The sequence below is a fragment of the Candidatus Pelagibacter sp. HIMB1542 genome (assembly GCF_052047835.1).
Classification (GTDB): domain Bacteria; phylum Pseudomonadota; class Alphaproteobacteria; order Pelagibacterales; family Pelagibacteraceae; genus Pelagibacter.
Map to the genome: position 1 here is coordinate 82,055 of NZ_JBNAJB010000002.1, position 13,270 is coordinate 95,324.

At 24.9% G+C, this 13,270-nt stretch carries 11 protein-coding genes; 2 read left to right on the forward strand and 9 right to left on the reverse strand.

The genetic code is table 11. From position 1 onward, the window contains the following. Positions 1-26 precede the first annotated feature (26 nt). Positions 27-2,063, forward strand: coding sequence for an ATP-dependent helicase (locus ACTTBI_RS04800; protein ID WP_440652880.1), 2,037 nt, complete (start codon positions 27-29; stop codon positions 2,061-2,063). Then, positions 2,060-3,754 carry a M24 family metallopeptidase gene (locus ACTTBI_RS04805; protein ID WP_440652882.1) on the forward strand — a complete coding sequence of 565 codons (1,695 nt, stop codon included), beginning with the start codon at positions 2,060-2,062 and terminating at the stop codon, positions 3,752-3,754. The genes ACTTBI_RS04800 and ACTTBI_RS04805 overlap by 4 nt, the downstream gene beginning before the upstream one ends. Here the strand turns inward: ACTTBI_RS04805 and ligA are convergent. The 9 genes from ligA to ACTTBI_RS04850 form a co-directional block, all read right to left on the reverse strand. Continuing rightward, entirely contained in the window at positions 3,737-5,767 is a 2,031-nt protein-coding gene (gene ligA / locus ACTTBI_RS04810) for an NAD-dependent DNA ligase LigA (protein ID WP_440652884.1), read from the reverse strand. The two genes, ACTTBI_RS04805 and ligA, sit on opposite strands and share 18 nt — an antisense overlap. 1 nt (position 5,768) lies before the next feature. Then, positions 5,769-6,605, reverse strand: coding sequence for an outer membrane protein assembly factor BamD (locus ACTTBI_RS04815; protein WP_440652886.1), 837 nt, complete (start codon positions 6,603-6,605; stop codon positions 5,769-5,771). A 46-nt stretch (positions 6,606-6,651) separates the two neighbouring features. After that, on the reverse strand, positions 6,652-7,572 hold the full coding sequence (gene lpxC, locus ACTTBI_RS04820) for a UDP-3-O-acyl-N-acetylglucosamine deacetylase (RefSeq protein WP_440652888.1): 921 nt from the start codon (positions 7,570-7,572) through the stop codon (positions 6,652-6,654). Between the two features lie 63 nt (positions 7,573-7,635). Then, entirely contained in the window at positions 7,636-8,340 is a 705-nt protein-coding gene (locus tag ACTTBI_RS04825; protein ID WP_440652890.1) for a hypothetical protein, read from the reverse strand. Beyond that, a complete protein-coding gene (locus tag ACTTBI_RS04830) occupies positions 8,340-9,014 on the reverse strand; it encodes a cell division protein FtsQ/DivIB (protein ID WP_440652891.1) in 675 nt (224 codons plus the stop codon). Before ACTTBI_RS04830 ends, ACTTBI_RS04825 begins: the two co-directional genes overlap by 1 nt. Beyond that, positions 8,995-9,909, reverse strand: a complete 915-nt coding sequence (locus ACTTBI_RS04835; protein ID WP_440652892.1) for a D-alanine--D-alanine ligase — start codon at positions 9,907-9,909, stop codon at positions 8,995-8,997. Before ACTTBI_RS04835 ends, ACTTBI_RS04830 begins: the two co-directional genes overlap by 20 nt. A gap of 1 nt (position 9,910) precedes the next feature. Further along, positions 9,911-10,816 (reverse strand): UDP-N-acetylmuramate dehydrogenase, encoded by a 906-nt coding sequence (murB, locus tag ACTTBI_RS04840; protein ID WP_440652893.1) that lies wholly within the window; start codon positions 10,814-10,816, stop codon positions 9,911-9,913. Next, complete coding sequence (gene murC, locus ACTTBI_RS04845; RefSeq protein ID WP_440652895.1) at positions 10,816-12,210, reverse strand: UDP-N-acetylmuramate--L-alanine ligase; 1,395 nt, start codon at positions 12,208-12,210, stop codon at positions 10,816-10,818. The genes murB and murC overlap by 1 nt, the downstream gene beginning before the upstream one ends. After that, positions 12,200-13,267: a UDP-N-acetylglucosamine--N-acetylmuramyl-(pentapeptide) pyrophosphoryl-undecaprenol N-acetylglucosamine transferase gene (locus ACTTBI_RS04850; RefSeq protein ID WP_440652896.1), complete on the reverse strand. Its 1,068-nt coding sequence runs from the start codon at positions 13,265-13,267 to the stop codon at positions 12,200-12,202. Before ACTTBI_RS04850 ends, murC begins: the two co-directional genes overlap by 11 nt. Positions 13,268-13,270: the final 3 nt, after the last annotated feature.

Below are 13,270 nucleotides of genomic sequence, written 5' to 3' on the forward strand. Positions count from 1 at the left end.
AGTAATCTTATAAAACATTATTTTGAATGATAAATAGAGAATATTTAAATGGTTTAAATGAAGCTCAAAAGGATGCTGTAATGCATCTAGATGGTCCTCTATTAATAGTGGCTGGCGCTGGTTCAGGAAAAACTAAAGTTCTAACATCAAGAATAGCAAATATAATTAAGGAAAAAAAAGCTTTTCCTAATCAAATTCTTGCAGTCACTTTTACAAATAAAGCTGCTAAAGAAATGCAAAATAGAGTTAGTAAAATTTTAGGATCTGCTGCTGTTGGTCTTTCTTGGTTGGGAACTTTTCATTCAATTTGTGCGAAATTATTAAGAAAACATGCTTCAGCTGCACAATTAAACTCAAATTTCACTATTATAGATACTGACGATCAGATTAGATTAATAAAAAATATATGCAAAGCAGAAAATATCGATATCAAACAACTATCTCCAAGATTTATACTTGCAATAATTGATAGATGGAAGAATAAAGGTTTTTATCCTGGCGAAGTAATTATAAATAAAAAAGACATTTATGAGAAAACTGTTCTTCCATTATACAAAATATATCAACAAAAATTAACTGATTTAAATTCCTGCGATTTTGGAGATTTGATTTTACATACAGTAAAAATTTTAGAATTTAATCCTGATATTAGAGAAATATATTCTAAAAATTTTAAATACATTTTAGTTGACGAATATCAAGATACAAATTTTATTCAAAGTAAATGGCTCAATCTTCTATCTGAAAAAAATAAAAATATTTGCTGTGTTGGTGATGACGATCAATCAATATATAGCTGGAGAGGTGCTGAGATTAAAAACTTTTTAGAATTTGACCAAGTTTATGAGAATACAAAAGTAATAAGATTAGAACAAAATTATAGATCCTCACAGAATATTTTATCAGTTGCTTCAAACCTTATTTCTAATAATCAAAATAGAGTTGGAAAAACATTGATTACTACAATGGAAGAAGGTGATTTAGTTCAATTAAACTGTTTTAAAAATGGTAAAGATGAAGCAGTTGGAGTTTCAGATGAAATTGAAAAAAAAATAAAAAAAAAATTTTCTTATAATAACATTGCAATTTTAGTTAGAGCCATTTTTCAAACACGCGAATTTGAAGAGCGATTTCTGAAAATTGGTATGCCCTACAGAATATTAGGTGGTACAAAATTTTATGAAAGAGCTGAGATTAAAGATTGTGTTGCATACTTAAGATTGATTCATCAAGAGAAAGATGACTTAGCTTTTGAAAGAATTGTTAACAATCCAAAAAGATCAATAGGTGATAGTACCTTAAAAAGCATTCATGAGTTTGCTAAGGAACATAATTTAAATTTAGAAAGAGCATCAATCAAAATGCTTGAACAAAATTTAATTAAGCCAAAAGCTAAAATTGGACTTAGCTTATTTATTAATTCTCTAAACAAATGGAGAAATGACTTAACCATAAAGAAATCAAATCACATAAAGTTATTACAAATTGTTTTAGATGAATCAGGTTATTCAGCAATGCTTAAAAATAAAAAAGATTTAGATAATGAAAACAGACTAGAAAATATTAAAGAATTGTTAAGTGCTATGAAAGAATTTGATAATTTAGAAAGTTTTTTAGAGCACGTATCTTTAGCAACTTCAGTTGATCAAGAATGGGATGGTGAAAAAATTAATATGATGACCATGCATGCAGCAAAAGGTTTGGAATTTGATGTTGTGTTTCTACCTGGATGGGAAGAAGGATTATTTCCACATCAAAAATCTATTGAAGAAAAAGGTCAAAATGGCTTAGAGGAAGAAAGACGTTTAGCATATGTTGGAATTACACGGGCAAAGAAAAAAGCTATAATTTCTTTCTCAATGAATAGGTTTTACCAAGGGGATTGGATAGACAGTATGGCTTCACGTTTCATTGATGAATTACCAGAAAAACATTTAGAAAAAAATTCTTTCTTTGATGAAGAAATTAATAATGATGATGATTTTGATTTTAATCAGGATTTTGAAATTGAAGAGGGAACAAGAAGTCCCGGTTGGATAAGATATCAAAAGAGAATAAAATGAAAAATTATATAAAAAAACTAAGAAGTAAATTTAAGAAATATGAAATTAATGGTTATGTAATTCCAAAAAATGATGATTACTTCACCGAATATTCAAAATTAAATCGATTAGAAGTTATTTCAAATTTTAGTGGGTCGGCTGGTCTAGCAATAATTCTTAGTAATAAAAATTATTTGTTTACTGATGGAAGATACACCATTCAAAGTCGAATCGAGAGTGGGAATAATTTTAAAATTTATGGATTTGAAAAATTAATAAATTGTAGTTTATTTAAAAATCTTACACTTGGTATAGATCCTAAATTATTTACCAATACTCAAATAAAAAATTATTTTTTAAAATTTAATAAAATTAAATATATTGAAAAAAATCTAATTGATGAAATTAAAAAACAAAAAAAACATACCTCTCAACCATTTTTTTCTTTAGATAAAAACATAGTCGGTGAAAGTGTTAATTCAAAACTAAATAAAATATCTAAATACTTAAAAAAAAATAAATCTGATTATATATTTATTAGTGCACCTGAAAATGTTGCATGGACTTTAAATATAAGAGGTGGAGATGGGCCCAACAGTCCAATTCCCAATTCAAGATTGATAGTAAGTAAATCAAAAAAAATACTACTGATATCAAATAAAAAACAATGTAAGCAATTATTAAAAAATAAAATAATTAAGAAAAATGAATTTTTAAATATAAATACTTTACCAAGTAACATACTAAATCTTGAGGGAAAAAACTTTATTATTGACGATAAATCTTGTTCAATATTTTATGAAAATTTAATTAAGTCAAAATTTAAGATCATAAAAAGAGAAGATCCAATTTATTTTTTAAAATCAATCAAAAATAAAACTGAGATTAAAAATATGATTAATGCTCATATCTTGGATGGAGTAGCATTAACTAAATTTTTATTTTGGATAAAAAAAATTAATAAAAAAAAAATTACAGAAGTAGAAGCAGCTAAGAAATTAGAAAACTTTAGAAAATTAAATAAAAATTTTCTATATCCTAGTTTTGATACCATAGCAGGCTCTGGTGAAAACGGGGCAATTGTTCATTACCGTGCGAAAAAGGGAAATTGTAAAGTTATTAATAAGAGGGATATTTTTCTTTGCGATTCTGGAGGCCAATATAAATATGGGACAACTGATGTAACAAGAACAATTTGTTTTTCAAAACAAAAACAAAACATCAAAAATATTTTTACAAAAGTATTAAAAGGCCATATTGCTGTAGCTACGACAAATATTAATAAAGATGATACAGGTAAAAAAATTGATAAAAGAGCAAGAAAATTTTTAAATAAAAGCAATCTAGATTATGCACATGGCACAGGACATGGTGTTGGTTTTTTTCTTAATGTTCATGAAGGTCCTCAATCTATTTCAAAAATAAATACTGTTAAAATAAAAGAAGGTATGATTTTAAGCAATGAGCCTGGGTATTATAAAACTAATGAATATGGAATCAGGATTGAAAATTTAGTTTATGTTACAAGACTAAAAAGAAATTTATTATTTAAAAATCTAACAATGGCACCCATAGAAAAGGATTTGATCAATTTTGATTTATTAACAGTTAATGAAAAAAACTATCTATTTAAATATCACTTAGAAGTTTATTCAAAAATATCTGAATATTTAAATCCAAATGAGAGAAAATGGCTAGCTAGTTTTATTTAGCATTTTCAAAAATTTAGCTTGATCTATAATATTTATTTTAAGCTGCCTTGCACTATCTATTTTCTTCTTTGTTGGCTTGTCCCCAATTATCAAATAGTTTAATTTCTTGGAGACACTGCTAATTGTTTTGCCAGAATTTTCTTCAATTAAAGATTTAACTTCAGCTCTACTAATTCCATTTAATTTACCTGTAACTAAAAAAGTCTTATTTTTTAACAAACCATCCTCAGTATTTTGAACAGTATTTTTTATAACTAGAACTTTTTCTAATTCATTCAAAACTTTTAAGTTTGCTTCATTTGAAAAAAAACTTTTAATTGAATTTACCTGTGTTTCACCAATTCCATCAATATTTAACAAATCTTCATAATCGCTTTGTTTAGATAAATTTTTTAATTTTGAAAATGATACAAAATGTTTAGATAACAATTTTGCATTTTCTAATCCAATATGTCTTATGCCTAATGAATAAATTAACTTTTCTAAAGAAATAATTTTTTTTTGGTCTATTGAATATTTTAAATTTTGAACAGATAGTTTTCCCCATCCATCTAGCTTTTCAATTTTAGAATAATCTAATTTAAAAATATCTTGAGGAAATTTTATTAATGCTAATTTCCAAAAGTTTTCAACTATTTTCTTTCCAAGACCGTCTACATTAAAAGCTTCTTTTGACACAAAATGTTTTAACTTTTCAATTGATATTTTATCACAATAATAACCTTCGCTAGAACACCTTCTAACAGCATCAACTTTTTTTGTTATCTTATTAAATTCTTTAATTGTTTTTGATCCACATGATGGACAATTTTCAGGAAAAATAAATTTTTTTGAATTTTTTAATCTTTTTTTTGTATCTATAGAAAGTATGTGAGGTATAACATCCCCTGCTCTTTCAATGACAGCTGTATCTCCCACTCTAATATCTTTTCGATTAATTTCATCTTCATTATGTAATGTTGCATTTGAAACTACAACTCCTCCAATATTTATTGGCTTGATCTTTGCAACTGGCGTTAAGGATCCAGTTCTACCAACTTGTATCTCTATGTCTATAATTTGAGAAACAGCTTTATTTGATGAAAATTTATGTGCTATTGCCCATCTGGGTGCATTAGCAACATTTCCTAATCTTTTTTGCATCGCGAAATCATTAACTTTGTAAACGATACCATCTATATCAAAATTTAAATTTGCTCTTTGTTTTTCTATTTCATTATAGTTGGCTTTTAAATTCTTTACTCCAGAAATTAACTTATTTAATGGGTTGGTTTTAAAACCCCACTCACTTAATTTTTTTAAATAGTCAAATTGATTAGTAGCCTTCAATCCTCTCTCATATCCAAAAGTATAAGCAATAAATTTTAAAGGAATTTTTTTTGTGTCATTTGAATTTTTTTGTCTTAAAGATCCAGATGCAGCATTCCTAGGGTTTGCAAATTTTTCTCTTAAATTTTTAAAATCATTATTCTGAATAAATACCTCTCCTCTAATATCTATTTCTTCAGGAAAATCTTTAGAAGAGATGACTTTTGGAATATCAATTATAGTTGCAAGATTTTCAGTTATATCCTCTCCTTCTTTACCATCACCTCTAGAAAGTCCTTTGTAAAATTTTCCGTTCTTATAGTTCAAAGATGCTGATATTCCATCAATCTTGGGTTCAGCGCTATAAAATATTTTTACTTTATCTTTTAGAGTTAAAAAGTTTTTAATTTTTTTTTCAAAATTAACCAAATCTTCTTCTGTAAAAGCATTTGCTAAAGACAACATAGGTGCTTTGTGCAATGATTTGCTAAAATTCTTTGAAGGTTTATGTCCAACAGTTTTGGTTGGAGAATTTTCTGATTTTAAAAAACTATAATCAATTTCAAGTTTTTCAATCTCACTTTTTAATTTATCATAAGCTTGATCAGTAACTAGTGGGTTACTTTTATCGTAGTAATGATCATTATATTTTTTTATTAATTCAATTTTTTTTAAATATTGAAGATTAATTTCTTTCTTATTCATCTCAATTTATTAGAGATTTCACTTTATTTAAAATTGATTTTTCTTTTTTATTTTTATTTAATTTTTCAATTTTATAACTTTTGTTTAAAATTTCATAAGATTTTTCATACCATTTAGATGATTGGTAATTATAACCTAAGGTAAAAGCATACTTTTGTGCTTCTTGATCTAATCCTAAAGTATAATAAATTTCCACTAATCTATACAAAGCCTCTTCTACATATATTGATGTATCATAATCATCAATAACACTTCTAAAACGGTTGATGGCTGGTATCCATTTTTTTTTATTAAAATAATATCTGCCTATATACATTTCTTTTGAAGCCAAAATTTCATTTATATAATCAATCTTATACTCTGCATCTGTTGAATATTCTGAGTTTGGATAATTATTTATTAGAAAGTTAAATTGGGCTTTGGCTTTCCTAATTGAATTTAAATCTTTTTTTTCATCAACTATTTGTTCATAGTAACATATTCCTAAAAGGTAATTAGCATAATCTGAATCTTTATGTTTTGGGTATACTTTTTTAAATCTAATTAATTCTTCAATTGCATCTAAATAATAATCTTGTGAATAGTAAGAATATGCTGCCATTAAAGACGATTTAGGGGCCCATTCAGATTGTGGATATAAAATTTCAGCTTCATTAAATTTTTTTGCTGCATATAAAACATCTCCAGCTTCTAAAGACAAAGCTCCTTCTTTGTATGCTTCTAGTAATTGGAGGTCTAGGCTTTTTTCATTTATTACAGAATTAGTAACTTGATCTTTTGAACAAGAAAAAATAGCCATTACACTAATTATTAAAAATAAAAATTTTTTAATATTCATAAACCCTTACTACTTTTAAAGATTATTAAAAAGTTATCTAGAATTTTTATGCAATAGATTTTAATAAATTTCTATTGATTAAAGAATGTGGTAGATTTTTCTCTTTGATTTCAATTATTGAAAAATTTTCTTTGTTTCTAAAGACTTTTCTTAATAATTGGTTAGTAAGATAATGTCCACCTTGAGAGCATTTAACACTGCCAATAATTCTATAACCAGATGTGTAAAGATCACCAATACAATCAAGAATTTTGTGGTTAACAAATTCTTTTTTATTTCTAAGTCCCTCTGAATTTAAAATTTCTTCATTTTTTACTACTATAGCATTTTCTAAACTTCCACCTTTAGCTAATCCATTTTTTTTGATCATTTCAATATCTTCGTAAAGACAAAAGGTTCTTGAGTTATAAACATCTGACAAATCATCCTCATATACTTTAAATTTATTTCTTTGATTTCCAATAACAGGGTTCTTATATTTTAGTTCAAAATCAATATCTAAACTTAAAGTTGATGGTTTAATATTTATGTAACGATCTCCCTCCGAATAACTGATTTCTTTATTAATCTTAATTATTTTTATTGGAGACTGTGATACTTCAATGCCAGCTGAAATAATTTTTTCGATAAATATTTTTGCAGATCCATCTAGTATTGGAACTTCCTCATTATCAATTTCAATTAAGGCATTATCTATTCCTAATCCAAATAATGCACACATTAAATGCTCTATAGTTGATACTTTAACACCAAACTCATTTTCGATTGTTGTATTTAAAGATGTATTAGTAACATTCATAAAACTTGGATAAACCAAGTTATTACTTTTTAAATCAACTCTTTTAAAAATTATACCTTGGTTAGTTGGCGCAGGTTTAATACTTACTTTAACATCTAGACCGCTATGAAGAGATATTCCACTGAATGAAATATTATTTTTAATAGTTTTTTGAGTTAAAAGAGTCATATTAGTTTATTAGATGAATATTGAATTATTTAAAAACAACTATTGTTACAAGAAAAAACAAATTTAACTGAATAATCGAAAAAATTTTTCAAAAAAACTGTGCTTTTGTGAGTTTTTTGAAATTATACGAACTTCATTGGGATTTAAACCATTTAACAATTTATGCGCTTTTTGTGAAATGTCTATTTTTTCCTCTATATAAAAATCTTTTATATATGATTTGTCTAGATAATTGTTAACTTGAATTTGGTATCTTTTTAAAATGTTTTCAATCTCAAGAATTATTGAGTTTGAAATGGAAATTAATTTAATTTCTAAAAATATCTCATTGCTATTAATTTTATCTTTTAGAGATGAGTAGATAATACCATCTATTATATATTTATTTATTAAAATATGCATAAGTTTTCGTTGATTATAACTTTCTTGAAATAAAACTTTTACATCTGAGAGTGTATTTTCTAAAAATGAATTTGTAATATATCCAGAATAATTTTTTTTTTTTACACTTAAATCAAAGTTAAGAATCGAACCATTTTCAATTATAACATTTATATTATTTACAAAACCTCCTGCTACCTTTTCAATACTAAAAATATTCTTCTCTAAGAATGCACCTAATAAATTTAATTCAATTTTTTTTAAATCAGTTTGAATATTAAATTCTTCTTTGTATAAATTTTTAAAATTTTTAATATCTAATAAATGTATTTCAAATTTTTTATGAGAAATAATTAAATAAGTTTCAAATTCTATTACTTTATTCATTATTCATTTAATATTATTATTTGGTTTTTTATCCTTGCATCAACAATTTTTTGATTATTTAATTTAATATTTTTTAAAAAAATTGATATTTTATCTAAAGTTTCTTTTTCAATTTTCTCAGGTAATTTAATTACTATGCTGTTAGTAAATTTTAAATCCCATCTTTTTGATTTAAAATAATATAAAGATTTTATTTGTGAATAATCAATATTTGACTGATCAATAATTTTTCTTAATTCTAATACCTCTTTAATCTCTGGATTTCCAAATATATACGGCAGTTGTAATCCTGAGTTATTATTATTTGATAATTTACCATTAGTTCCAATTAAATAGAATTTTCCATTTTGGTTAATTCTGGCAATAAAACTTGTCTTCTTAATACTAATATTAATTGAATGAGGGTATCTTTTAATTACATTGTACTCTTCAACTAATGAATTAGAGTCAATTATATTTTGAATTTTTTTTTTATTAATAAAAAAAATGTTTTTTAAATCTAAATTATTTAAATTATAAAGTATTGTTTTTTGATCTTTTTTTTCTAAACCAAAAATATTTACGTTTTTTACTTTTTCTAATTTTAAATTATTTATTGAATTATTATTTATTGAACCTAATAAAATTAATAAAAAAAAGTAAATTAATATTTTTTTACTTTTTCTTTGATGCATCTTTTAAAATCCATTCAATTAATTTCAAAAAACTAATTCCTTCATAAGAAGCTATTTCAGGTACGAGGGATAATTTTGTCATACCAGGTTGTGTGTTAATTTCTAATAGATAAAATCTTTCATTAAAATATTTAAAATCTGATCGTGTTACACCAGAACAACCAATAATGTTGTGTGCTTTAAACGCAATATTTAATACTTGATTTAATTTTTTATTTGGTAAATCAACAGGGATTATATGTTTAGTTTTCGCATTTGTGTTGTACTTTGCTTGATAATCATAGAAAGCTCTTTTGGGTTTTAATTCAATTGCTCCAAGTTTTTTATTACCCATAATTGCTACTTGTATTTCTTTTCCTCCAATAAATTCCTCAATCATAATTTTTTTGTAATCTTTTAATGATTTAACTTTTTGTGTTAGATTAGATTTGTTACATATAAAAACATTAACACTTGAACCCTCATTTAAAGGTTTTATGACAACAGGAAATTTTAATTTTGACTGAATTTTTTTTATCAAGGTAGATGATTTATAACCATAATTATAAACAAAAAATTTTGGTGTATTAATTTTATTTTTTATAAAAATTTTTTTTGAAATTTCTTTATCCATAGCTAAAGATGAAGCAATAACACCAGAATGGGTATAAGGAATTTTAAATTTCTCTAAAATACTTTGGATATATCCATCCTCTCCAAATTGTCCATGTAATGCATTAAAAATTATATCAGGTTTAAATTTTTTGATATTTAAAGATAAAGATCTATCTGGTTCAGAAATCTGAATTTTATATCCATTTTTTTTTAGCTCTTGGGCAACTTGTTTACCTGTATCAAGACTTATTAATCTCTCCTTTGAAATTCCACCCGAAAGTATTAATATTTTTTTTTTCAATTTATTCTAAAATTTTAATTTCAGTTTCTAACTTTACACCTGTTTTCTCAAAGACATTATTTGAGACATATTCGATCAAATTCTTCATGTCTTTAAATTTAGCATTACCTTTATTTACAAAGAAATTACAGTGTTTTTCTGAAATATATGCATCACCAAAAGAAATGTCTAATGGAACAGACTCTTTTATTAGTTCCCAAACCTTTTTTTCAGATTGATCTAAAGGGTTTTTAAAAGTACTTCCGCTGGTTTTAATTCTTGTTGGTTGTGCTTTTTCTTTTTTTTCTTTTAAAAAATTCATTTCATTTTGGATTAATTCTTTTTCTTTCTTAAACCCTTTAAAGGAGGCGCTTAAAAAAATTAGGTCATCAGATAAACCGCTATCTCTGTATTTAAAATTTATATCTTTAGCAGGTATAGTTATTAATTGGCCAGATTTAGTAATAGCTTGAATTGTAACAAGAACATCTTTAAATTCCCTATTGAAACATCCGGCATTCATTTTAATTCCACCGCCAACTGTACCTGGTATACAGGACAAAAATTCTAAACCACCTAAACTATTTTCTAATGCAAATTCTGATAATGCTTTATCGCTAACAATACTCCCTGCAATAATTATATCATCTGACAGAACTGATAAATTATTAAAATTATTTGCAAGCTTGATTACTACACCATCATATTTATCGTCAGTTATTAATGTGTTTGATCCTCCACCTAGGACAAAAATATTTTCTTTATTTTCTATAATTTTTAAAAATTTGATTAAATCTTTTAAATTATCAGCTTTAAAATAAATTTTAGCTTTACCACCAATATTAAACCAATTTTTCTTTTTTAAATCACAATCTAGCTTTAGGTTTTGACCAAACTCTTCTGACAGCTCTTTCAAGTTAGTTTTCATTATAAATATTTAGGTAATTCTCTCATCCAAGTTGAAATTGAACCAGCGCCCATACCAATAACAATTTTTTTTCCATAAATATTACTTTTTACATATTTTGCTAATTGCAATTGATCCTCGATCATTAATAATTCAACTCTCGAATTTTTGATAATTTGTTTTGCAAAACTAAGATAACTAAATCCGAGTTTCATTTTCTCACCAGCATTATAAATTGGAAATAAAATTACTTTATCAGCATCTTTAAAAGCAAAACTAAACTCTTTTTTTAAATCTTTTACTCTTGATATTCTGTGGGGTTGAAAAATACATATCTTCTCATAACCTTTATAAACTTTCATTACCCCATTTAATACTTCTCTTATCTCAGTTGGGTGATGTGCATAGTCATCGAAAAAATCAACATTATTAAAAGAAAAAATCTTATTAAATCTTCTTTGAACACCTTTAAAATTTTTAAGTCCTTTTTTTATGTCAAATATTGATATTCCAACGGTCAACGATACTGCAAGAGCAGCAACTGCATTTTTAATATTATGATTTCCGAGTAGAGGAATTATTACATTTTTTAAATATCGATTTTTTTTATTTGGTAATTTTATTAATAAATCAAATTTTGAAAATTCTTTAAAATGATTTATATTTTTTATAGAAAAGTTTGATTTAGGATCTTCACCATATGTATAAAAATTTTTCTTTTTAATATTTTTTATTAAATTTTTGTTATTCTTATCATCTAAACAGATAAATGATTTTCCAAAAGATGGAACCTTCTCAACAAAATCAATAAAATATTTATTTAAATTTTTCATCGAATTATAAAAATCCATGTGCTCTCTATCAATGTTAGTTATGATAGAGTAAGTTGGGGGAATAAATATAAAGCTACCATCAGACTCATCAGCTTCTAAAATTGACCAATCACTTTTACCTAATTTTGCTGTATTATTTATCGAATTTATAATTCCTCCATTGATAATAGTTGGGTCTATTTTTGTATTCTGAAAAATTGATGCAATTAAAGAAGTAGTTGTTGTTTTACCGTGAGATCCAACGACAACAATATTTTTAGAAAGAGACACAATGTTTGCTAGCATTTCTCCTCTTTTGTATATCGGTAGACCTTTTGATTTTGCCTCAACTAATTCTGGGTTATTTTTTTTAATTGCTGAAGAAACAACCAGAATTGTAGCCTTATTTATATTCTGTTTTTTATGTCCAACGTAAACTTTGATTTTTTCTTCTCTAATCCTATTAATATTTTTATTATTTGAAATATCACTTCCTTGAACTTTAAAACCTCTTCTCTTCATTATCATTGAAAGGCCACTCATCCCTATCCCACCTATACCAACAAAATGAATAACCTCTGATTTAGCTAATTCAATTTTCATTTAAAATTTCCAATAAATTTTGATTAACATTATTCCAAGTATTTTGATAATTTAATTTTTTTAGATTTTCTTTTTTTGCAACATAATCTTCATCTTTCTTTGATATTTTCAACAATAGTTCTTCAAATTTATTTTTATCAAATTTTTTTTGATCAATTATCCAACAACAATTTTTATCATAATAATATTTAGCATTTTCATATTGATGATTATCTTTGGAACTAGGAAGTGGCACAGCAATAAAAGGAATATTCATTAATGACATTTCAGCTAAGCTTGAAGCGCCCGACCTTGATATACATAAATCAGACTGTTTCATCAGTTCATTTAAATTTTGATCAAAACTAAAAACATTGCTTTCTATATTATTAATTTTATAAAAATTTTTTAAATAGTTTATGTTTTTTTCACTAGTTTGATGGATTACATTAATTAAACAAGATTTTGAGACACTCAAAATTAATTCATTAATAAGTGTATCAAAAATTTTAGCTCCTTGACTACCTCCGATAATCATGACAGTAAACAAATTTACATCTTTTTTATATAAATCTGTTTCATAATATTTTTTTCTTATCAAAGGTTTTGAAATTTTCTTCTGATTTTCAAATTTTTTTGGATAATTTTTTAAGTTTTTTGAATAACATATTAATTTTTTAGAAAAATTTAAAAAAAATTTATTTGCTCTTCCTAAAACCATATTTGGTTCAATTAAAAAAATTTTAATATTTAGAATTTTTGCTGCTAAACATAAAGGTAAGGACATGTACCCACCCGTTGAAATTAAGTAAGAAATTTTTTCTTTTTTTAATATTTTTAGAGAATTAATTGTTAATATTAAGACTTTAAATAATTTAAAAGGATAAAGTATTAAACTATTAAACTTTGGTGTATCTATTAAAATATATCTATAATCATTTTTTTCTAAATATTTTAATCCTCTGGAATCTGTTGAGATTATTGTGTCATATTTTTCTTTTAAATGGTCATGAATTGTAATTGCAGGAATGACATGTCCTCCAGAACCTCCAGTGGAAATTAATACTTTTTCTCTCACTTA

Excerpts from the sequence above, each read along its gene's own strand:
- ACTTBI_RS04800 (WP_440652880.1), top strand. The coding sequence starts at position 27 with ATGATAAATAGAGAATATTTAAATGGTTTAAATGAAGCTCAAAAGGAT.
- ACTTBI_RS04805 (WP_440652882.1), top strand. The coding sequence starts at position 2,060 with ATGAAAAATTATATAAAAAAACTAAGAAGTAAATTTAAGAAATATGAA.
- ligA (WP_440652884.1), bottom strand. The coding sequence starts at position 5,767 with ATGAATAAGAAAGAAATTAATCTTCAATATTTAAAAAAAATTGAATTA.
- ACTTBI_RS04815 (WP_440652886.1), bottom strand. The coding sequence starts at position 6,605 with ATGAATATTAAAAAATTTTTATTTTTAATAATTAGTGTAATGGCTATT.
- lpxC (WP_440652888.1), bottom strand. The coding sequence starts at position 7,572 with ATGACTCTTTTAACTCAAAAAACTATTAAAAATAATATTTCATTCAGT.
- ACTTBI_RS04825 (WP_440652890.1), bottom strand. The coding sequence starts at position 8,340 with ATGAATAAAGTAATAGAATTTGAAACTTATTTAATTATTTCTCATAAA.
- ACTTBI_RS04830 (WP_440652891.1), bottom strand. The coding sequence starts at position 9,014 with ATGCATCAAAGAAAAAGTAAAAAAATATTAATTTACTTTTTTTTATTA.
- murB (WP_440652893.1), bottom strand. The coding sequence starts at position 10,816 with ATGAAAACTAACTTGAAAGAGCTGTCAGAAGAGTTTGGTCAAAACCTA.
- murC (WP_440652895.1), bottom strand. The coding sequence starts at position 12,210 with ATGAAAATTGAATTAGCTAAATCAGAGGTTATTCATTTTGTTGGTATA.